This is a genomic window from Pseudomonas lalkuanensis (assembly GCF_008807375.1).
GTDB classification, from domain to species: domain Bacteria; phylum Pseudomonadota; class Gammaproteobacteria; order Pseudomonadales; family Pseudomonadaceae; genus Metapseudomonas; species Metapseudomonas lalkuanensis.
On record NZ_CP043311.1, the window covers coordinates 5,814,410 to 5,835,436 of the forward strand.

19 protein-coding genes and 1 other RNA gene are annotated in these 21,027 nt (G+C 66.1%); 7 read left to right on the forward strand and 13 right to left on the reverse strand.

Translation table 11 applies throughout. The features are described 5' to 3' along the window. Window positions 1-100: 100 nt before the first annotated feature. The 9 genes from gcvP to FXN65_RS26720 all read right to left on the reverse strand — a co-directional run bounded on the left by gcvP (window position 101) and on the right by FXN65_RS26720 (window position 12,141). On the reverse strand, window positions 101-2,977 hold the full coding sequence (gene gcvP / locus FXN65_RS26680) for an aminomethyl-transferring glycine dehydrogenase (protein ID WP_151138199.1): 2,877 nt from the start codon (window positions 2,975-2,977) through the stop codon (window positions 101-103). Between the two features lie 76 nt (window positions 2,978-3,053). Further along, window positions 3,054-3,443 (reverse strand): glycine cleavage system protein GcvH, encoded by a 390-nt coding sequence (gene gcvH / locus FXN65_RS26685; RefSeq protein ID WP_151138201.1) that lies wholly within the window; start codon window positions 3,441-3,443, stop codon window positions 3,054-3,056. Between the two features lie 43 nt (window positions 3,444-3,486). Next, window positions 3,487-4,569, reverse strand: coding sequence for a glycine cleavage system aminomethyltransferase GcvT (gene gcvT / locus FXN65_RS26690; RefSeq protein WP_151138203.1), 1,083 nt, complete (start codon window positions 4,567-4,569; stop codon window positions 3,487-3,489). Window positions 4,570-4,788: 219 nt separating this feature from the next. Further along, window positions 4,789-6,408: an ABC transporter permease gene (locus tag FXN65_RS26695; protein ID WP_151138206.1), complete on the reverse strand. Its 1,620-nt coding sequence runs from the start codon at window positions 6,406-6,408 to the stop codon at window positions 4,789-4,791. Between the two features lie 73 nt (window positions 6,409-6,481). Continuing rightward, a complete protein-coding gene (locus tag FXN65_RS26700; RefSeq protein WP_151138209.1) occupies window positions 6,482-7,483 on the reverse strand; it encodes an extracellular solute-binding protein in 1,002 nt (333 codons plus the stop codon). A gap of 277 nt (window positions 7,484-7,760) precedes the next feature. Further along, on the reverse strand, window positions 7,761-8,981 hold the full coding sequence (locus FXN65_RS26705; RefSeq protein ID WP_151138211.1) for a 2-octaprenyl-3-methyl-6-methoxy-1,4-benzoquinol hydroxylase: 1,221 nt from the start codon (window positions 8,979-8,981) through the stop codon (window positions 7,761-7,763). 45 nt (window positions 8,982-9,026) lie between these two features. Continuing rightward, on the reverse strand, window positions 9,027-10,211 hold the full coding sequence (gene ubiH, locus FXN65_RS26710) for a 2-octaprenyl-6-methoxyphenyl hydroxylase (protein ID WP_151138214.1): 1,185 nt from the start codon (window positions 10,209-10,211) through the stop codon (window positions 9,027-9,029). 1 nt (window position 10,212) lies between these two features. Then, entirely contained in the window at window positions 10,213-11,547 is a 1,335-nt protein-coding gene (pepP, locus tag FXN65_RS26715) for a Xaa-Pro aminopeptidase (RefSeq protein ID WP_151138216.1), read from the reverse strand. A 39-nt stretch (window positions 11,548-11,586) separates the two neighbouring features. Beyond that, window positions 11,587-12,141, reverse strand: a complete 555-nt coding sequence (locus FXN65_RS26720; protein WP_151138218.1) for a YecA/YgfB family protein — start codon at window positions 12,139-12,141, stop codon at window positions 11,587-11,589. Between the two features lie 205 nt (window positions 12,142-12,346). Between FXN65_RS26720 and FXN65_RS26725 the strand changes: the two genes are divergently transcribed. From FXN65_RS26725 to FXN65_RS26740, 4 genes are all read left to right on the forward strand, one after another. After that, on the forward strand, window positions 12,347-12,556 hold the full coding sequence (locus tag FXN65_RS26725) for a TIGR02449 family protein (protein WP_028626819.1): 210 nt from the start codon (window positions 12,347-12,349) through the stop codon (window positions 12,554-12,556). Further along, window positions 12,553-12,867 carry a cell division protein ZapA gene (locus FXN65_RS26730; protein WP_077525606.1) on the forward strand — a complete coding sequence of 105 codons (315 nt, stop codon included), beginning with the start codon at window positions 12,553-12,555 and terminating at the stop codon, window positions 12,865-12,867. The genes FXN65_RS26725 and FXN65_RS26730 overlap by 4 nt, the downstream gene beginning before the upstream one ends. Window positions 12,868-12,970: 103 nt before the next feature. Continuing rightward, a non-coding RNA gene (gene ssrS / locus FXN65_RS26735) (6S RNA) lies at window positions 12,971-13,150 on the forward strand. A gap of 9 nt (window positions 13,151-13,159) precedes the next feature. After that, window positions 13,160-13,756, forward strand: coding sequence for a 5-formyltetrahydrofolate cyclo-ligase (locus tag FXN65_RS26740; protein WP_151138221.1), 597 nt, complete (start codon window positions 13,160-13,162; stop codon window positions 13,754-13,756). 49 nt (window positions 13,757-13,805) lie between these two features. Here FXN65_RS26740 and FXN65_RS28465 read toward each other — a convergent pair whose 3' ends face one another. Next, a complete protein-coding gene (locus tag FXN65_RS28465; protein ID WP_264158924.1) occupies window positions 13,806-13,937 on the reverse strand; it encodes a hypothetical protein in 132 nt (43 codons plus the stop codon). A gap of 205 nt (window positions 13,938-14,142) precedes the next feature. Between FXN65_RS28465 and FXN65_RS26745 the strand changes: the two genes are divergently transcribed. Further along, window positions 14,143-14,592 (forward strand): EVE domain-containing protein, encoded by a 450-nt coding sequence (locus FXN65_RS26745; RefSeq protein ID WP_151138222.1) that lies wholly within the window; start codon window positions 14,143-14,145, stop codon window positions 14,590-14,592. Between the two features lie 51 nt (window positions 14,593-14,643). After that, complete coding sequence (locus tag FXN65_RS26750; protein WP_151138224.1) at window positions 14,644-16,488, forward strand: sensor domain-containing diguanylate cyclase; 1,845 nt, start codon at window positions 14,644-14,646, stop codon at window positions 16,486-16,488. On the opposite strand, the gene FXN65_RS26755 is transcribed toward FXN65_RS26750, so the two are convergent. Then, a complete protein-coding gene (locus FXN65_RS26755) occupies window positions 16,479-16,886 on the reverse strand; it encodes a flagellar basal body-associated protein FliL (RefSeq protein WP_394351264.1) in 408 nt (135 codons plus the stop codon). The genes FXN65_RS26750 and FXN65_RS26755 overlap by 10 nt on opposite strands. Before the next feature lie 175 nt (window positions 16,887-17,061). On the opposite strand from FXN65_RS26755, the gene FXN65_RS26760 reads away from it, so the two are divergent. Then, window positions 17,062-18,039, forward strand: a complete 978-nt coding sequence (locus tag FXN65_RS26760) for an NADPH:quinone oxidoreductase family protein (protein WP_151138227.1) — start codon at window positions 17,062-17,064, stop codon at window positions 18,037-18,039. Window positions 18,040-18,153: 114 nt separating this feature from the next. Here FXN65_RS26760 and FXN65_RS26765 read toward each other — a convergent pair whose 3' ends face one another. Beyond that, entirely contained in the window at window positions 18,154-19,677 is a 1,524-nt protein-coding gene (locus FXN65_RS26765) for a malonate--CoA ligase (protein WP_151138229.1), read from the reverse strand. Window positions 19,678-19,686: 9 nt separating this feature from the next. Next, window positions 19,687-21,006 (reverse strand): malonyl-CoA decarboxylase, encoded by a 1,320-nt coding sequence (locus FXN65_RS26770; RefSeq protein WP_151138232.1) that lies wholly within the window; start codon window positions 21,004-21,006, stop codon window positions 19,687-19,689. Between the last annotated feature and the right edge of the window lie 21 nt (window positions 21,007-21,027).

The window sequence follows — 21,027 nt, forward strand, 5'->3', positions numbered from 1 at the left end:
TTCATTCGCGATCCGGCGCCGGTAGCGCGATCCTCGACCCAGCCCACGTGCACCTAACCCTTCGCGAGCAGGGCTCGCTCCTACGGTCCTGACTTCAGACCTACTCCCGATAGTCCTCGATCGGCACGCAAGCGCAGAACAGGTTGCGGTCGCCGTAGACGTTGTCCACCCGGTTCACCGTCGGCCAGTACTTGTGGGCGCGGGTATGCGCGGTCGGGGTGACGGCTTCCTCGATGCCGTAAGGCCGTTCCCAGTGACCGATGACATCAGCCAGGGTGTGGGGCGCACGCTTGAGTGGGTTGTCTTCGGCCGGCCAGTCGCCCGCCTGAACCTTGGCGATCTCCGCGCGAATGCTCAGCATCGCCTCGATGAAGCGGTCCAGCTCGTGTTTGTTTTCGCTTTCCGTGGGCTCGACCATCAGCGTGCCCGGTACCGGGAAGCTCATGGTCGGCGCATGGAAGCCGTAGTCCATCAGGCGCTTGGCCACGTCCTCCTCGGTAATCCCGGTTTCCGCCTTGAGCGGCCGCAGGTCGAGGATGCATTCATGGGCCACCCGCCCGTTGCGCCCGCTGTAGAGCACCGGGTAGGCGTCGCCAAGCTGCCGGGCCAGGTAGTTCGCGCTGAGGATCGCCACTTCGGTGGCATCGGCCAGCTCCGGCCCCATCATGGCGATATACATCCAGCTGATCGGCAGGATGCTCGCGCTCCCCCAGGGCGCCGCGCTGACCGCGCCGTTCTCCGGGTTCGGTCCCTTCAGCTCGATCACCGGGTGGTTGGCGACGAAGGGGGCCAGGTGCGCACGCACGCCGATCGGCCCCATGCCCGGCCCGCCACCACCGTGGGGAATGCAGAAGGTCTTGTGCAGGTTCATGTGCGAGACGTCGGCGCCGATGTCCGCCGGACGCGCCAGGCCCACCTGGGCGTTTAGGTTGGCGCCATCCATGTACACCTGGCCGCCGTGGCTGTGGATGACCTCGCAGATTTCGCGGATGCCCTCTTCGTACACACCATGGGTCGAGGGGTAGGTGGCCATCAGGCAGGACAGTTGGCCACCGGCGTCCTCGGCCTTGCGCTTGAGGTCTTCCAGGTCGACGTTCCCTTCCTGGTCGCACTCGACGATGACCACCCGCATGCTCGCCATCTGCGCCGAAGCCGGATTGGTGCCGTGGGCCGAGGCGGGAATCAGGCAGATGTTGCGATGCCCCTCGCCGCGGCTCTCGTGGTAGCGGCGGATGGCGAGCAGCCCGGCGTATTCGCCCTGGGCGCCGGAGTTGGGCTGCATGCAGATGGCGTCAAATCCGGTGATGGCACATAACCAGGACTCCAGTTCGTCGATCATCAGCTTGTAGCCGAGGGCCTGCGTGCGGGGCGCGAAGGGGTGCAGGTTGGCGAACTCCGGCCAGGTGATGGGGATCATCTCGCTGGTGGCGTTGAGCTTCATGGTGCAGGAGCCCAGCGGGATCATCGCCTGGTTCAGTGCCAGGTCCTTGTTCTCCAGCTGCTTGAGGTAACGCAGCATCTCGGTTTCGCTGTGGTGGGCGTTGAACACCGGGTGGTCGAGATAACCGCTGCTGCGGGAAAGCTCGGGCGGGATACCGGGGACCAGCACGGCTTGGTCCAGTTCGGCGACGGACAGGCCGTGGTCGGCGCCGAGGAAGATGCTGAACAGCTGATTCACTGTTTCCGCCGTGCAGGTTTCGTCGAGGCTGACCCCCAGCTTGCCGCGACCGAGGATGCGCAGGTTGACGCGCGCCGCCTTGGCCGACTCGATGATCGCCGTCTGGCTGCCGCCGACATCCAGGGTCAGGGTATCGAAGTAGTACTGGTTGTCACGCTGGACGCCCCGGCGCGCCAGGCCTTCGGCAAGGATCGCGGTGAGCCGGTGGACCCGCTGGGCGATGCGTCTCAGCCCCTCGGGGCCGTGGTAGACGGCGTAGCAGCTGGCGATGTTGGCCAGCAGCACCTGGGCCGTGCAGATGTTGGAGTTGGCCTTCTCGCGGCGGATATGCTGCTCGCGGGTCTGCAAGGCCATGCGCAGGGCGACGTTGCCGCGGGCGTCCTTGGAAACGCCGATGATCCGCCCGGGCATGGCGCGCTTGAAGTCGTCACGGGTAGCGAAGAAGGCCGCGTGAGGGCCGCCGTAGCCCATGGGCACGCCGAAGCGCTGGGCCGAGCCGAACACCACGTCCGCCCCCAGCTCGCCGGGTGGGGTGAGCACCAGCAGGCTGAGCAGGTCGGCGCCGACGCAGGCGAGCGCCTGCTGGCCATGCAGGTGCTGGATGAGCGGGCGCAGGTCGCGGATCTCGCCGTGGGTATCCGGGTACTGCAGCAGCGCGCCGAATACCTGGTGCTGCGCCAGGTTATCCACATGGTCCAACACCAGGTCGAAGCCAAAGGCCTGGGCCCGGGTCTGCACCACGGAAATGGTCTGCGGGTGGCAATCCTCGTCGACGAAGAACAGGTTGCTCTTGGACTTCGCCACGCGCTTGGCGAGCGCCATGGCTTCGGCGGCGGCGGTGGCTTCATCGAGCAGGGACGCACTGGCGAGGTCGAGACCGGTGAGGTCGATGGTCAGTTGCTGGAAGTTCAGCAGCGCTTCCAGCCGCCCCTGGGCGATCTCCGGCTGGTAGGGTGTGTAGGCGGTGTACCAACCGGGATTTTCCAGCACGTTGCGCAGGATCACCGTGGGCGTGATGGTGCCGTAGTAGCCCATGCCGATCAGGCTGGTCCACAGCTGGTTCTGGTCGGCGTAGCCGCGCAGCTTGGCCAGGGCCTGCTGTTCGTCCAGCGCCGCCGGCAGCTCAAGAGGGCGATTGAGGCGGATCGCCGGCGGTACCGTCTGCACGATCAGCTCATCGAGGCTGTCGAGGCCCATGGCCTCAAGCATGGCCCGCTGCTCCGCTTCGTCCGGCCCCAGATGGCGGCGGAGGAAGGCATCGGGCTGTTGGAGCTGGGACAGCGAGGGCATCTGGGACATGGGCAGAACCTCGTTTGGCCGCATCGAAAAACAAAAAGCCTCGACTAGCGAGGCTTTTTGAAGGATAGCGGGTGAATCAGCTATCGGCGTCGGCAGCTGCCTTGTAGGCGGCGGCATCGAGCAGTTTGTCCAGCTCGGCAACGTCGCTCGGCTTGAGCTTGAAGAACCAGGAACCGTACGGATCGCTGTTGACGCTCTCGGGGGCATCGCTGACGCCTTCGTTCACGGCAATCACTTCACCGCCGATCGGCGCGTAGATGTCGGAAGCGGCCTTCACCGATTCCACCACGCCGGCTTCCTGACCAGCGGCCAGGGTCTTGCCGACTTCCGGCAGTTCGACGAAGACCACGTCGCCCAGGGCTTCCTGGGCATGGTCGGTGATGCCCACGGTAACGGTGCCATCGGCTTCCAGACGGGCCCACTCGTGGCTGGGGGCGTAACGCAGTTCAGCGGGGATGTTGCTCATGTCGAATTCCTCAGAGACTGTGGCGGATGGCCCGCCTGCAAATTTAGATCAAGGCTTTGCCATTGCGCACGAAGTTCGGCCGCACGATGCGTACCGGGAACCACTTGCCGCGGATTTCCACTTCGGCACGCTCGCCGGCGGCCATCGGCAGCCGCGCCATGGCGATGGATTTGTTCAGGGTCGGGGAGAAACTGCCACTGGTGATCTCGCCCTCGCCCACGCCCTCCACCCGCACCACCTGGTGGGCGCGCAGCACACCGCGCTCTTCCAGCACCAGGCCGACCAGTTTGCTGGCCACGCCGGCGGCGCGTTCTGCTTCGAGGGCCTGACGGCCGATGAAGTCACGGGTTTCGGGTTCCCAGGCGACGGTCCAGGCCATGTTGGACACCAACGGAGAAGCCTCTTCGCTCATGTCCTGGCCATAGAGGTTCATGCCGGCCTCCAGGCGCAGGGTGTCGCGGGCGCCCAGGCCGATGGGGGCGATGCCGGCGCCCACCAGTTCGTTGAAGAAGCCGGCGGCCTGATCGGCGGGGAGCATGATCTCCAGGCCGTCTTCGCCGGTGTAGCCAGTGCGGGCGACGAACCAGTCGCCGTCAGGCAGGCCCTGGAAGGGTTTCAGTTCGTGGATCAGCGCCGCTCGCTCAGTGCTCACCAGCTCGGCCACCTTGCTGCGTGCGCTGGGGCCCTGGATGGCCAGCACGGCCAGGTCGGCACGTTCGTCGAGCCGGACCTCGAAGCCCTGGCTGTGGGCCTGCATCCAGGCCAGGTCCTTGTCGCGGGTGGCGGCATTGACCACCAGGCGATAGCCGGAGCCGGTGAGGTAGACGATCAGGTCGTCGATCACCCCGCCCTGCTCATTGAGCATGGCGCTGTACAGGGCCTTGCCCGGGGTTTGCAGGCGCTCGACATCGTTGGCCAGCAGATACTGGAGCCAGGCCTTGGCCTGGGCACCGGACACGTCCACCACGGTCATGTGGGAGACATCGAAGACGCCGCAGTCGCGGCGCACCTGATGGTGTTCCTCGACCTGGGAGCCGTAGTGCAGCGGCATGTCCCAGCCGCCGAAATCGACCATCTTGGCTCCCAGCGCCAGGTGCTGGTCGTGCAATGGAGTGCGCTGTCCCATGGGTTTCTCCTTCCGGGCTTGGCGAGGATGCGGCGGGCCTTGGGCGCGGGATCATCCGCTGCCGCAGCAGGGTAGGCCGCAACGAATGGCGCGCATTGTAGCCGCAAGGTCGGGCACTGGACACTCCGGCTGGCAGTCAGCGAAAAGTGTGGTCGCGCATTAGCAAATTGCCATCGCGCCCTGCCCACTCCGGGCTCGCCGCCCCTTCTCCCACCGCGTTCAGTGGCCGATCCGTCGTGCCGAACGGCGTATCAGGCCGATCACCGGCAGCAGGCCGACCAGCACCAGCGTCAGGGCCGGCAATGCGGCGCGGGCCCATTCCCCTTCACTGGTCATTTCGAAGATGCGCACAGCCAGGGTGTCCCAGCCGAAGGGGCGCATCAGCAGGGTGGCGGGCATTTCCTTGAGGACATCGACGAACACCAGCAGCGCGGCGCTCAAGGTGCCGGGCACCAGCAGCGGCAGGTAGACGCGGAAGAACAGCGCCGGGCCACCGACGCCGAGGCTGCGGGAAGCCTCCGGCAGCGACGGACGGATGCGCGCCAGGCCGTTCTCCAGCGGACCGTAGGCCACCGCCATGAAGCGCACCAGGTAGGCCAGCAGCAGCGCGCCGAGGCTGCCCAGCAGTAGCGGCTTGCCGGCACCGCCGAGCCAGCTGGACAGCGGGATTACCAGGTGTTTGTCGAGGTAGCTGAACGCGAGCATGAGGGACACCGCCAGCACCGAGCCCGGCAGCGCATAGCCGAGGTTGGCCAGGCCGACTGCAGCGCGCACCGGCCGGGCGGGCGCCAGGCGGCGGGAGAAGGCCAGCAGCAGCGCCACACAGACGGTGAGCAGTGCAGCCATGCCGCCGAGGTAGAGGGTGTGCAGGATCAACCCGGCATAGCGCTCGTCGAGGTCGAAGCGGCCGCGCTGCCAGAACCACACCAGCAGTTGCAGGATCGGAATGACGAAGGCACAGGCGAATACCAGGGAGCACCAGAAGGTCGCCGCCAGCGCCTTGATCCCGTGCAGGTGGTAGAGCGCCTTGCCCCGGGGCCGCTCGCTGGCCGGGCGGCTGGCGCCACGGGCGCGGCGCTCGCCATAGAGCACCAGGCAGACGCCGAGCAGCAGCAGGCTGGCCAGCTGGGCGGCGCTGGAGAGGCTGAAGAAGCCGTACCAGGTCTTGTAGATGGCGGTGGTGAAGGTGTCGAAGTTGAACACCGCCACGGCGCCGAAGTCCGCCAGGGTCTCCATGACCGCCAGGGCCAGGCCGGCGCCGATGGCCGGTCGCGCCATGGGCAGGGCGACCCGCCAGAACGCCTGCCAGGGTGATTGTCCGAGAACCCGGGCGGCTTCCATCAGCCCCTTGCCCTGGGCCAGGAACGCGGCGCGGGCCAGCAAGTAGACGTAGGGATAGAAGACCAGCACCAGCACCGTGATCACCCCGCCTGTCGAGCGCACCCGCGGCAACCGCAAGCCGCTGCCGAACCACTCGCGGAGCAGGGTCTGCACCGGGCCGGAGAAATCGAACAGGCCGATGAAGACGAAGGCCAGCACGTAGGCCGGTACGGCAAAGGGCAACATCAACGCCCAGTCCAGCCAGCGCCGGCCGGGGAACTCGCAGAGGCTGGTGAGCCAGGCCAGGCTGACGCCGATCACGGTCACGCCCACCGACACGCCAGTGACCAGCACCAGGGTGTTGCCCAGCAGGCGCGGCATCTGGGTGTCCCAGAGATGGGACCAGATTTCCCCGTCCACTTCGCCCCAGGACAGCAGCAGGACGCTCAGGGGCAGCAGAACCAGGAAGGCGACGGCAAAGCTGATGGGATACCAGCGGCGCTGGGCGGGATGGGCCACGCAAACCTCTCGGGGATCGAAACAGGACGCCCCGGACTGGCCGGGGCGTCGAGTATAGCGGCAGAGCGGCGGATCAGTTCCAGCCGACGCGGTCCATCATCTTGATGGCCTCGGCCTGGCGCTTGCCGGCCACTTCCACCGGGATGGTGTCGGCCTTGAAACTGCCCCAGGCGGCGACTTCATCCGACGGCTTGACCTTCGGGTTGGCCGGGAATTCCTGGTTGATGCCCGCGAACAGGCTCTGCGCCTCGTCGGTGGTCATCCACTCCACCAGGGCCTTGGCGGCCTCTGGATGCGGCGCGTGCCTGGTCAGGCCGACGCCCGACAGGTTGACGTGCACGCCGCGGTCAGCCTGGTTCGGCCAGAAGATCTTCACCCGCAGCTCCGGGTTTTCCTTGTGCAGGCGGCCGTAGTAGTAAGTGTTGACGATGCCCACGTCGCACTGGCCGGCATCCACCGCCTGGATCACGGCGTTATCGTCGGCGAAGACGTCGGTGGCCAGGTTGTTCACCCAGCCCTGGAGGATTTCCTCGGTCTTGGCCGCGCCATGGGTTTCGATCAGGGTCGCGGTCAGCGACTGGTTGTAGACCTTCTTCGCGGTACGCAGGCAGAGGCGGCCTTCCCAGTTCTTGTCGGCCAGCGCCTCGTAGGTGGAGAGCTCTTCCGGCTTCACCCGCTCGGTGGAGTAGACGATGGTCCGCGCACGCAGCGACAGGCCGGTCCAGGCGTGGCTGCCGGCGCGGTACTGGGGCGGGATGTTGCTGTCGATCAACGGCGAAGTGAAGGGCTGCAGGATGCCCATCTGCTCGGCCTGCCAGAGGTTGCCGGCGTCGACGGTGAGCAGCAGGTCGGCTACGCCGTTCTCCCCTTCGGCCTTGATCCGCTGCATCAGCGGAGCTTCCTTGTCGGTGATGAACTTGATCTGCACGCCGGTCTTGGCGGTGTAGGCATCGAAGACCGGCTTGATCAGCTCGTCGATCCGCGAGGAGTAGACCACCACTTCATCGGCAGCCTGGGCCGAAACAGCGGCGGCGGACAGCGCCAGGAGCGCGAAAAGGGACTTACGTACCCGCATTGCAGGAGCCTCTTGTGATGTCGACGAAGGCTGAATGATAGTCAACCTCAGTTGTGAACTCTAAGGGTTTATATGTCGGGGTATGTATTTAGGGGACTATGTGCACGATTCTGCGAGCTGGAGAAGAACAAGGCGAAAATGGCCGAGGACGCGGAGTTTACGATTGTAAATGAGCAGTACTCACTTTGTTCGCCCTCCGGGCCGCGCTGAAGCGCGTTAGCCGCAAGCGGCTTCCAAAGCCTTTTTCAACGCAGTTATTCCGACGCGCAGCTAATCGTCAGGCGCGCGCCAGGTCCGGTAGATCCCCGGAAAGTCCCAGCGCCTGGCGCACGAAAAGCGCCTTGGCCTCGGGCATGCCGTCGACCCATTTCAGGCCACTGTTGCGCAGCCAGCGCAGGGGCAGTGGGTCGGCCTGGAACAGCCGCTCGAAACCTTCCATCGCTGCCATCATCGCCAGGTTGTGGGGCATGCGCCGACGCTCGAAGCGGCCCAGCACGCGCTCGTCGGCCAGACGCTCGCCACGTGCATTGGCATGCAGCAGGACTTCGGCCAGCACCGCCGCATCGAGGAAGCCGAGATTGACCCCCTGCCCCGCCAGCGGATGGATGGTGTGGGCGGCATCACCGATCAGGGCCAGGCCTTCTTCCACGTAGCGCTTGGCGTGTCGCTGGCGCAGCGGGATGCACAGGCGCGGATCGGCGCCGAGCACCTCGCCCAGGCGCCATTCGAATGCCCGGCCGAGTTCGTTGCAGAAGGCGGTATCGTCCAGCGCCATCAGGCGTTCGGCCTCGGCCGGGGTCACCGACCAGACAATGGAGCACCAGTGCTCGCCATCCCGCTCCAGGGGCAGGAAGGCCAGCGGGCCGTCATCGGTGAAACGCTGCCAGGCGGTGCTCTGGTGCGGTTCGGCACAGCGCACGCTGGTGACGATGGCGTGGTGCAGGTAATCCCACTCGCGGGTGGCGCAACCGGCCAGGCGGCGCACCGCGGAGTTGGCGCCGTCGGCGGCGACCACCAGCGGCGTGCGCAGTTCGCGGCCGTCCACCAGGGTCAGCAGCCAGTCGTCGCCGGAGCGGCGCAGGCGTTCCAGGCGCGCACCGGGCATCAGGCCGATACCGCTGTCGTGCAGCGGCTCCATCAGCGCGTCCTGGACCACACGGTTCTCGACGATGTGGCCGAGCACCTCGGCATGCACGCTGGAGGCGGAGAAATGGATCTGCCCGGTACCGGAGCCGTCCCAGACACGCATTTCGGAATAGGGGCTGCTGCGCCGCGCGAGCACACCCGGCCAGGCGCCCAGGCGCAGGAGGATGCGCTGGCTGGCGGCGGACAGGGCACTGACGCGCGGCTCGAAGGCCGCGGCCGGGTCGAATGGCTTGACGCTGAGCGGGCTGCCGTCGATCAGCAGGATGTCCAGGCCGCTGTCCTTCAGCGCCAGGGCCAGTGCACTGCCGACCATGCCGGCGCCCACGATGATCAGATCCGCGCGCAATTCCATATCAGGCCTTGAGGCTCCCTGTATGTCCGTTCGAGGCTCGCCCGGTCAATCCGGACGAGTGCCCAGGCCCATGGCCTGGCGGGCGAACCAGCGCTTGGCAGGCGGCAGCAGGTCGAGGCCGAGCAGGCCCAGGTTGCGTCCGGCGGCCAGCAGAGGCTCGGCGTTGGAGAAAAGGCGGGTCACCTGGTCGGAGAAGCCCACCGTGAGGTTCTGGTCCAGGCGCTGGCGCTGCAGGTAACCCTGCAGGGTGGCGAAGTCGCCCGGCAACCGGTCGCTGGCCAGCAGCGCCTCGGCCAGGGCCTGGGCGTCGCGCAGCGACAGGTTGTAGCCCTGGCCGGCGATGGGGTGCAGGCTGTGGGCGGCGTTGCCCAGCACCACAAGGTTGGAGCGCACCTGTTCTTCGGCTTCCACCAGTTCCAGCGGATAGAGGTGGCGCGCGCCGACCTGCTGGAAAGCCCCCAGGCGATAACCGAAGGTTGCCTGGAGTTCGTCGAGGAATCGCCGTTCGTCCAGTCGAGCCAGGCGTTCGGCGTCGTCGCCAGGGCGGCTCCAGATCAGCGCACAGCGATTCTCCGGCAGCGGCAGCAGGGCCATCGGGCCGTCATCGGTGAAGCGTTCGAAGGCCTGGCCACGATGGGCTTCCAGCGGGCTGACGTTGGCGATCAGCGCGGTCTGCTGGTAGGGAGTGCGGCGCACGCCGATGCCCAGTTGTTCGCGCAGGCCGGAGCGACCGCCATCGGCGAGCACGGCGAGGTCGCAGTCGAGCTGGGTCTCGTCGTTCAGGGTCAGGCGGTAGCCACCCTCCAGGGCCTGCATGCCGACCACTTCGGCCGGGCAGTGCCAGGTCACCACGTCCTCGTCCAGGGCCTGCCAGAGGCACTGGCCGAGCCAGGCGTTCTCCACCACGTAGCCCAATGCAGGCACACCCTCTTCCAGGGCCGAGAGACGGGCGGCGCCGAAGCGTCCGCGATCGGAGACGTGGATCTGCAGGATGGGCTCGGCGCGCTGGGCGATGGTCTGCCAGAGGCCGTGGCGCTCGTAGATCCGCCGGCTGCCGAAGGACAGCGCGGAGGAACGGGCATCGTAGCTGGGCTGGAAGCTGTTGCCGGGGGCGAAGGGTTCGATCAGGACGATCTTCCAACCCCGCGCCCGGGCACCTTCCTGCAGCGCCAGCGCGAGGCTGGCGCCGACCAGTCCGCCGCCGATGATTGCGACTTGGCTGTGATGCATGTCAGGCGGCCTGGCTGCGCGCAGCGGCCATCAGCGCCTCGATTTCGTCCACGGTCTTGGGTACGCCGCCGGTGAGGATTTCGCAGCCGGTCCTGGTCACCACCACATCGTCCTCGATGCGCACGCCGATACCACGCCACTTCTTCGCCACATCCTGGTTGTCGGCGCCGATATAGATGCCGGGCTCGACGGTCATCGCCATGCCGGGCTCCAGCACGCGCCACTCGCCGCCGACCTTGTATTCGCCGACGTCGTGCACGTCCATCCCCAACCAGTGGCCGGCGCGGTGCATATAGAAGGCCTTGTAGGCTTCGGAAGCGATCAGTTCATCGACATCGCCCTTGAGCAGGCCAAGCTCCACCAGTCCGGCGGTGATGACTCGAACGGTGGCCTCATGGGCTTCGTTCCAGTGCTTGCCGGGGGCGATTTCGAGGAAGGCGGCTTCCTGGGATTTCAGCACCAGCTCGTAGATGGCCTTCTGCTCGGGGCTGAAGCGGCCGCTGACCGGGAAGGTACGGGTGATGTCGCTGGCGTAGCAGTCGAGCTCGCAGGCGGCGTCGATCAGCACCAGGTCGCCATCCTTCAGGGGCGCGTCGTTCTCGCGGTAGTGCAGGATGCAGGCGTTCTTGCCGGCGGCGACGATGGAGCCGTAGGCCGGCATCTTCGCGCCGCCTTTGCGGAATTCATATTCCAGCTCGGCTTCCAGGTGGTATTCGTACAACCCGGCGCGGGAGGCTTGCATGGCACGCACATGGGCACGTGCGGACACCTCGGCGGCCTCGCGCATGACTTTCACTTCCGCCGCCGACTTGTACAGGCGCATGTCGTGCAGCAGGTGATCGAGCGCGACGAATTCCTTGGGCGGCTGGGCGCCCTGGCGGGCCTTGGAGCGGATGGTGTTGACCCACTCCATCAGGTGCTGGTCGAACTCGGTGTTGGTGCCGATGGAGTAGTAGACGCGGCTGCGCCCTTCGATCAGGCCGGGGAGGATGTCGTCGATATCCCCGATGGGGAATGCGTCGTCGGCACCGAAGTCGCGGATGGCGCCTTCCTGGCCGGCGCGCAGGCCGTCCCAGAGTTCACGCTCCGGATCGCGCTCGCGGCAGAACAGCACGTACTCGCCATGCTCGCGGCCGGGAATCAGCACCAGCACCGCTTCCGGCTCGGGGAAGCCGCTGAGGTACTGGAAGTCGCTGTCCTGGCGATAGACGTGCTCGACGTCGCGATTGCGGATATGCACGGGCGCGGCGGGCAGGATGGCGATGCTGTTGGCTTCCATCTGCGCCATCAGCGCCTTGCGGCGACGGGCGTATTCGGCCTTGGGGATACGGGTCATTCGCGCTCCTTCAGGGCGGGCAGGTGCCCGCCACAAGGGTCAATGCAACGAGGGTTTGGCAGCTGGCGCGGCGGGCTTGGCGCACTCGGCGAAGAGCAGCAGGGGCGCCACGCGCAAGTATTCCATCACTTCCATATAGTCGCTCTCGCCGTCGTCGGAGTCTTCCAGGGCGCTCTGCACCTGGGCGATCGAGGCGAGGTCCTGGAGCACTTCCACGGCCTCGCCGGACAGCGCGCCCTCACGGGCGGTCAGGCCGAAGCCACCGAGGAAGCCCTGGCACCACTGGCCAAGGGCGGCGGCGCGCTCGGCCAGCGGCGCGTCGTCGCTGGGCAGCAGCAGGACCACGGCCATCTCGGTGCCGGTCAGCTCGCTCTTGACCATTTCCTGCAGGCCGATCAGGGCCTGGCGCAGGCTGTCCTGGGGGGCGCTGCCAAGCAGTTCCTCGACGTCGACCAGCCAGGGCTCTGGCTCGAAACCGGCACCGGCGCAGCTGCGGCCGAGCAGCATGCCATGCAGTTCGGCGGGGGAAACCGGCTGGCCGGAGGTGGCCAGAAGCGCGGCGAAAGCGTTGTAGGGAGAATTCGAACTGGACATAAGGGTGGCTAGGCGCCAGAAGGCGCAATCACTAGAATGACGGCCTCGTATCCTAGCAGCCTGGCGCCCTGAAGGCAGCATTGGCCGCCCGGCCACGACGCCCTATCTGCGTACCTGCGACAATTCGCACCGGCAGTTATGGGTTTGACCCTTCCTCGCGTCGATCCTATATAGTCCCGGTCACTCCTCACCAAGTAGACAGCCCATGGAAGACGCCGAACTGCATGCACTGACAGCCAAGCTGGAACTGCTGATCCAGCGCGTCGAGCAGCTCAAGGCCCAGAACCGGCTCCTGCTTGCCAGCGAGAAGGCCTGGCGTGAAGAACGCGCTCATCTGATCGAAAAGAACGAAATGGCCCGGCTCAAGGTCGAAGCGATGATTTCGCGCCTGAAAGCCCTGGAGCAGGATTCATGACCCAGTCCAACACCGTCACCGTCCAAATCCTCGATAAGGAATACTGCATCGCCTGTCCCGCCGACGAGCGCGCCAACCTGGAAAGCGCCGCCCGTTACCTGGACGGGAAGATGCGCGAGATCCGTTCCAGCGGGAAAGTCATCGGCGCCGACCGCATCGCCGTGATGGCTGCGCTGAACATTACCCACGACCTGCTGCACAAGCAGCAGCGCCTGGACCAGGAAGCCACGTCCACCCGCGAGCGGGTACGTGACCTGCTCGAGCGCGTCGACCACGCCCTGGCCGCCGATCCGGACGCACAGCAGGCCTGAGCATCGCCCGGCCGCGGCAGAGTGACACTCCTTGGCGTTTTTTGACGCAGCCGGACCGACGCACAGCAGTTTCCTGAACGGTTCTTGGGGTATACTCGCCGCCAGCTCCCTGGTGTGTTGGCCAGTCGGTGATGTCCCTGAGCCGATAAATGCAACCACGGGGGTTGCAAGTTGAGGCCGGTGTGCATGTCCGCCTGACGGAAAGCCTTAACGCCTCCTGCAGCCTCCACCTTGAACTTTCGGGTTCAAGGGCTAACCCGACAGCGGCACGACCGGGGAGTCTAATTTCTTCATGATCTGCGCCGGATCCCACTCCCGCCAGAGCCTGCGCCGCCTGCTCCGCCAGGCCCGTCGCGCACTCACCCCCCTCCAGCAGAAACAGGCCGCCAAGGCCCTGTACCGCCAGCTCGCGCAGGATCCACTATTCCGCCGCGCGCGGCATGTCGCCCTCTACCTGCCCACCAACGGCGAGATCGATCCGCGCCCGCTGCTGCGCGAAGCCCAGCGCCGGGGCAAGCGTGCCTACCTGCCGGTGCTCAACGCCTGGCCACGGGAAAAGATGGTGTTCCAGCGCCTGCTGCCGGGGGAACGGCTGCAGAAGAACCGCTTCCGCATCCTCGAGCCGCGCGCCAACCAGGCGCAGCAACGCAAGGTCTGGGCACTGGACCTGGTCATGATGCCCCTGGTGGGCTTCGATGAGTTCGGCGGACGACTGGGGATGGGCGGCGGTTTCTACGACCGCAGCCTGGCTTACCTGGCACGCCGCCGCCAATGGCGTAAACCGACCCTGCTGGGCCTCGCGCACGAATGCCAGAAAGTGGACAGGCTGGAACTGGCCAGCTGGGACGTGGCCCTGCAGGCGACCGTGACGGACAGAGGCTGGTATTGAGCAGGCTGACAGCGGCACCGCGATCCTTGCGGTGCCGGTCGGGATAGGATCAGGGTTGTTGGGTCAGATTGACGGGCGCGCTGCTCTGGCGTTCCCACAGGCTCTGCGTGTAACCGGTGGTAACCACACCCAGGCCAAAAATGATGACCAATACCCAGAGGATGTCTGGCTTGCGTTTCATCGATTGCCTCCCCCTTGCAGGCAAACTTCGCGCGATGACCGATGGCGAATTGTTGTTCTGGTTTTGACCGTACGGCGGCAGCAGCTTAAAGCGCGGCATTTTCCGGCAACGTGAGCTAACACGCAATTTATGACGCCAACCGGCTGTCGGCCAGACTCCAAGCTTGGAAGCCCCAATTAAGGACGAACGTACAGGAGCAAAGTTCATGCCTTTCTGGCTGATGAAATCCGAACCCGACGAACTTTCCATCCACGACCTGCAGCGCCTGGGCAAGGCGCGCTGGGACGGCGTGCGCAACTACCAGGCGCGCAACTTCATGCGCGCCATGCGCCCGGGCGAACTGTTCTTCTTCTATCACTCGAGCTGCCCGGAACCGGGCATCGCCGGCATCGCGCGGATCGCCGGAGAGGTCTATCCGGACCCCACCGCGCTGGATCCGCAGAGCCACTACCACGACCCCAAGGCCAGTCCGGAGAAGAATCCCTGGAGCGCCCTGGACGTGGAGTTCGTCGAAGCATTTCCGCAGATCATCCCTCTTGGCGAGCTACGCCAGCAGGCGGTGTTGTCCGGCATGCCGCTGGTGCAGAAAGGCAGCCGCCTGTCGGTAATGCCGGTAACCGAAGAAGAATGGGCCGGGGTACTCGCCCTGCGTTGAGTCGGACATGGCCCTGTGCTATGACGAAGGGGAATTCCCCAGAGCGTCCCCATGTCGCATTCTCATCCCGCCTGGCTGGTCCGAACGACACTCGCCCTGCTCTTCCTGGCGCTGTGCGGCACCAGCCTGCTGCTCTGGAAACAGATGGAAAATGCCCAGCAGGAGCGCATCCGCGACCGCGTCGGCTACCAGGCTCGCGCTCTGGCCGCCGAACTGGAAAACAACCTGGTGGATGAAGTCGAGGGCCTGCGCCGCATGGCCCTGCTGTGGAACCATCAGGACCGGATTCCGCGTGACCAATGGACCCTGGAAGCCAACTTCGCCCTCGAGCACTTTCCCGGCTACCAGTCCATCCAGTGGATGGGCGCCGACCTGCGCATGCGCTGGGTACTGCCCGAGAAGGGCAACGAGGCGGCGATCGGCTTCCGCCTGACCCGCAACCACCCCAACTTCAACCTCGCCATGCAGGCCAAGGCCAGTGGCGAGGCGCAGCTGTCCAACAGCTTCCCCCTGGTCCAGGGCGGCCGCGGTTTCGTGCTCTACACCCCCCTGTACATCAAGGATGAACAGAGCGACCACACCTTCGACGGCTTCCTCCAGGGCGTGTTTCGCGTCGAGCCGCTGATGGACGCACTCCTCGCCAGCCTCGACAACCGCGACTTCAGCGTGCAGCTACTGGAATCCGGCCAATCCATCTACCAGCAGGATCAGCCGGAAAGCCTGACCCCGCTCAGCCAGCGCGTACCCCTGCACCTGCTCAACAACAGCAACTTCGCCCTGCAGCTCTCACCCACCCGCAAACTGGTGGAACAGCTCAGCTCGCCCCTGCCCCAGGTGCTGCTCGGTGCCAGCCTGCTCACCAGCCTGCTGCTGGTCGCCGCCCTCGCCCTGGCTCTTGAGAATGCCCGCCGCGCCAGCGCCCTGCAGGAGGGTTATCGGCGCCTGAATGATGAAGTCAGCCAGCGCGAACATGCCGAGCAGGACCTGAACGAAAGCCGCGAGCGCTTGCAACTGGTCCTCGACCTGACTGACTTCAGCCAGGATGGCCTGTTCATCTTCGACCTCGCCAGCCGCGAGATCCTGCACATGAACCGGGCCACCCACGCCAGCCTCGGCTACAGCGCCGAAGCCTTCCGCCACTTGCTGAAGGAGGACCCGGAGCAACTGCTGCCCGGCTTCCACAGCTGGCTGGAACTGGTACGCCAGGCCCGTCGGGATGGCGACTCGGGCATCTTCCAGCGCGAGATGCGCCGCGCCGACGACAGCCTCCAGGCAGCGGAAATCAGCGCCCAGCTGGTGAGCCTGAACGGCCGTGACTACCTGATCGGCGTCTCCCGCGACAATCGCGAACGCCTGGAACTGGAAGCGCGCCTGCAGCGGCTGTCCCAACAGGATGGCCTGACCGGCCTGTACAACCGCCGCTACTTCGACCGCCAGCTGAATGGCGAATGGCGCCGCCTGCGCCGCCTCGGCGCGCCACTGGCGCTGCTGATGCTGGATGTGGATCACTTCAAGGCATTCAACGACCGGCTTGGCCACCAGGCCGGTGACGACGCCCTGAGACGGGTCGCCCAGGCCCTGCAGCAGAGCCTGCAACGCGAAGGCGATGTGGCCTGCCGTTATGGCGGCGAGGAGTTCGCCATCATCCTCGCCAATACCGCCGAAGACGGCGCGCGGCATGTGGCGGAGCGGGTGATGGCGCAGGTGGCGGAGCTGGACATCGAACATCCCGCCAGCCCGGAGGGGCGGCTGACCCTGAGCATCGGCATCGCAATCTCAGACCCGGCCCGCGAGGACCAGCCCGACAGCCTGGTATCACGCAGTGACGCCGCGCTCTACCGGGCGAAACGCGAAGGACGCAATCGAACCTGCCTGTGGGAGAAGGCTCAGGGCTGAATGATCAGGTTGTTGAACAGCAGGTCGTCCACCAGGGGGGCGCCTTCCTCGCCGTGCAAGACCTGCTGCACCTGCTTGAGGGCTTCCTGGCGCAGCTTTTCCTTGGAATCGGACGAGTTCAGGGTCTCGTCAGTCTGCTGGGAGAAGAGCATCACCAGCTGGTTGCGGATCAGCGGCTCATGGCGCGTGACCTTTTCCTCCGCCTCAGGCCCGGTGACCCGCAGGGAGATGTCGGCCTTGTAGTACTTCAGGCGCGGACCCGGTCCATAGTTGCCTACCAGGGACGGCACCAGGTCGATATAGGCGACCTTGGGCGCCTCGCCTTCCTTGGCCTCCTCTTCGGCCATCACCAGCAGAGGGAGGGTCAGGGCCAGCAGCATTGCAGTCAGTCTTTTCACCGGGATCATCCTCAGCACGAATGGCGCCTAGCATAGCCACAGGCGCGGCCGCCCCCAAGACCTCCGTTTATGCAGCTCCATCAGGCCCGGCCATGCTGATTGACCCCCGGTGCCCCCCACCTACACTGCAAGGCCACATGCCCGGGGCCAGCGCCCCAAGCCAAGGAGCTCCGCGATGAAAGCCGTCCTGTGCAAAGCCTTCGGTCCCGCCGACACCCTGGTGCTGGAGGAAGTCGCCAGCCCCGAACCCAAGAAGAATGAAATCCTGATCGATGTGCATGCCGCCGCGGTCAACTTCCCCGACACCCTGATCATCGAAGGCAAGTACCAGTTCAAGCCCCCCTTCCCCTTCTCCCCGGGCGGCGAGGCGGCTGGCGTCGTGGCGGCAGTGGGCGAGAAGGTCAGCCACCTCAAGCCCGGCGACCGGGTGATGGCGCTGACTGGCTGGGGGAGCTTCGCCGAGCAGGTGGCGGTGCCGTCCTATAACGTGATGCCGATTCCCAAGGGCATCGACTTCAACTCCGCCGCCGCCTTCGGCATGACCTACGGCACCTCGATGCACGCCCTGAAACAGCGCGCCAACCTGCAGCCCGGCGAAACCCTGCTGGTGCTCGGCGCTTCCGGTGGCGTGGGCCTCGCGGCAGTGGAAATCGGCAAGGCCATGGGCGCCCGGGTGATCGCCGCCGCCAGCAGCGCGGAGAAGCTTGAAGTGGCGAAGGCCGCCGGCGCCGATGCGCTGATCAACTACAGCGAGGAGAACCTCAAGGATCGCGTCAAGGAACTCACCGGCGGCCAGGGCGCCGACGTGATCTACGACCCGGTCGGCGGCGACCTGTTCGATGCCGCCATGCGCTCGATCAACTGGAATGGCCGCCTGCTGGTGGTGGGTTTCGCCAGCGGCCGCATCCCCGAGCTGCCGGTGAACCTCGCGCTGCTCAAGGGGGCTTCGGTGGTCGGCGTATTCTGGGGCTCCTTCGCCCAGCGCCAGCCCCAGGACAACCTGGCCAACTTCCAGCAGCTGTTCGCCTGGTACGCCGAAGGCAAGCTCAAGCCGCTGGTATCCCAGACCTTCCCGCTGGAACGCGCCGCCGACGCCATCAATGCCCTGGCCACGCGCCAGGCCGTAGGCAAGGTCGTGGTCGAAGTCCGCTGATTGCTGGCTCCTGCCAAAACTCAAAAGCCCCGCTCTGGCGGGGCTTTTTGTGGGCAGCGGCTGCGCGGTTTCCCTCTCCAGGCAGGGAGAGGGAGCGGAATCGAACCCGAGGCCTCAGTTGTACAGCGACTTGAACCGCTCGCGCAGCACGTTCTTCTGCACCTTGCCCATTACATTGCGTGGTAGCGCGTCGACCACCATCACCCGCTTGGGCTGCTTGAAGCGCGCCAGCTTGCCGTCCAGGGCGGCGAGGATTTCCGCCTCGCTCGGCGCGTGATCCCTGGTGGCCACCAGCACGGCGGTGACGCCTTCGCCGAAGTCCGGGTGCGGCACGCCGATCACCGCCGATTCGGCCACGCCCGGCAGGGTATCGAGGATCTGCTCCAGCTCCTTCGGGTACACGTTGTAGCCGCCGCTGATGATCATGTCCTTGCTGCGGCCGACGATCTGCACGTAGCCCTTGTCGTCGATGAAGCCGATGTCGCCGGTCATGAAATAGCCGTCGGCGCGCAACTCCTCGGCGGTCTTCTCCGGCATGCGCCAGTAACCCTGGAACACGTTCGGCCCGCGTACCTCGATCATCCCCGGCTCGCCCTGCGGCAGCACAGTGGGCTCAGACTGGCCGGGATCGGTGATGCGCAACTCGACGCCCGGCAACGGGAAGCCGACGGTGCCGGCGATACGCTCGCCCTCCAGCGGGTTGGAGGTGTTCATGCCGGTCTCGGTCATGCCGTAGCGCTCGAGGATCGCCATGCCGGTGCGCTCGGAGAAGGCGCGGTGGGTCTCGGCGGTAAGCGGCGCGGAGCCGGAGATGAACAGGCGCATGTGCGCCACCGCCTCGCGGGTCAGGCCGCTCTGGTCGAGCAGGCGGGTATAGAAGGTCGGCACGCCCATCAGCAGATTCACCTGCGGCAGCAGGCGGAGGATTTCAGCGGCGTCGAACTTGGCGAGGAACAGCATCGATCCGCCCGCCATCAGCAGGCTGTTGATGGCCACGAACAGGCCGTGGATGTGGAAGATCGGCAGCGCGTGGAGCAGCCAGTCGGAGGGGCTGATCTGCCAGGACTGCACCAGCGCGAGGGCATTGGAGACCAGGTTGCCGTGGCTGATCATCGCGCCCTTGGAGCGCCCGGTGGTACCGGAGGTGTAGAGGATCGCGGCGAGGTCGGTCGAGGCACGCGGCACGTCGACGAAGCGGCCCGGCTTGCCATGCACCGCATCCATCAGCGACCCGTCGCCGGCGTCACCCAGGGTCGCCACGCGGGCTACGCCGCTGGCTTGGGCCAACTCGCGGGCTTGCGCGTCGAAGGCCGGCGCACAGACGAACAGCGATGGCTCGGCATCGTCGAGGAAGTAGCGCAGCTCTTCGCCCGTATAACCGCTGTTGAGTGGCAGGTACACCGCGCCGACGCGCAGCACGGCGAGGTAGAGCATCACCGTCTCGGGGCTTTTGTCGACCTGCACGGCAACGCGGTCGCCCGGCTGCACGCCGAGCTCAACCAGCGCGTGGGCGAACTGCGAGGTGCTGCGCAGCATGTCGGCATAGCTGTAGCCGCCGCCCTCGGGCGTGCGGATGAAGGGTTTGGAAAGGTCGCTGGGCAGGTGTTTGCCGACTTCGGCGAAAAGGCTCTGGTTCATGGGGAGGTCCTAGCGTTTTGTTTTCGCTGACAGGGTCGCGAGCTTGCGCACCTCCGGGGAGGCCGCAACCGCGCCCTGGTTGGCGTAGGCTTCGTGGTTCTTTTCGATCTGGCGCAGTTCGTAGCGGTAATTGACCATCAGCCCGGCGGCCTGGCGCAGGCCGCTGACGGAGAGGTCGCCGCGCCAGTTCAGGCGTTCCAGGCGGGCGCCGTTGCCCAGGTGGAAGCGCGCCACTGGGTCCAGCGGCAAACCGGCACCGTTCTTGGCGTGCAGGAAGTATTCGGCGGCCAGCGCCAGCAGCGGCTGCTCGGTGCGCGGCGGTGGCGGTGCGTCGGGCTTGAGGGCCTTGAGCAGCTCGGCCGCCGCCGCGCCCAGTTGCGGGTCATCACCCAGGCCGTCGAGCCAGCGACGCAAGCCGGGTACCGGCGACAGAGTGACGTAATGGCGCAGGCCGGGAATTTCCCGCGCCAGTTCTTCCACCACCTGCTTGATCAGGAAGTTGCCGAAGGAAATGCCGCGCAGGCCGTCCTGGCAGTTGCTGATGGAGTAGAACACCGCGGTGTCCGGTTCTTCCGCAGGTTGCGCCCCGGAGCCAGGCTCGAGAATGTCTGCAATCGCGCCGGGCATGGCGCGGGTAAGCGCCACCTCGACGAAGATCAGCGGCTCGTCAGCCAGCGCCGGGTGGAAAAAGGCGAAGCAGCGACGATCCGCCGGCTGCAGGCGACCGCGCAGGTCGTCCCAGTCCTTGATGGCGTGGACGGCTTCATACTTGATGATCTTTTCTAGGATCGACGCCGGAGTCGACCAGTCGATGCGCCGCAACACCAGGAAACCGCGGTTGAACCAGGACGCCAGCAAATGCTGCAGGTCGTGGTCCACCGCCGTCAGTTCAGGCCTGGCCTTCAGCTCCTGCAGCAACAGACGGCGCATGGCGATCAGCTCGGCGGTGCCGCCGGGCGCCTGGTTCAAGCGGCGGAACAGCTCCTGGCGCGGCGGCTCGCTGGCCTGGAACAGCGCCGTGGTATTGGCCGACGACGGGTCGTCGAGGTAACGCTGGCAGGCTTCGGCCAGCGCATCGTGAGGCGGCGCGAAGTCCTTGAGCAGGATGTCGAAGAAGGCCTTCTGCTGAGCCTCCGGGCAGTCGCGGTAGGCACACAGCACCTGCCGCGCCAACGCTACGCCCGAGGCTTCACCATGGCTGGAAATCAGCTTGTGGCAAGCCTGCGCCAGCGCCTGGGCATTGCCCGGTGCCGGCTCGCGCGACTCCAGCAATTGCCGGCCCCGCTCGGTGATGCTTTGCAGAAGACCCTGGAAGAAGCTGGTGTTCATGCGTCACCCCTTCTGGCGAAT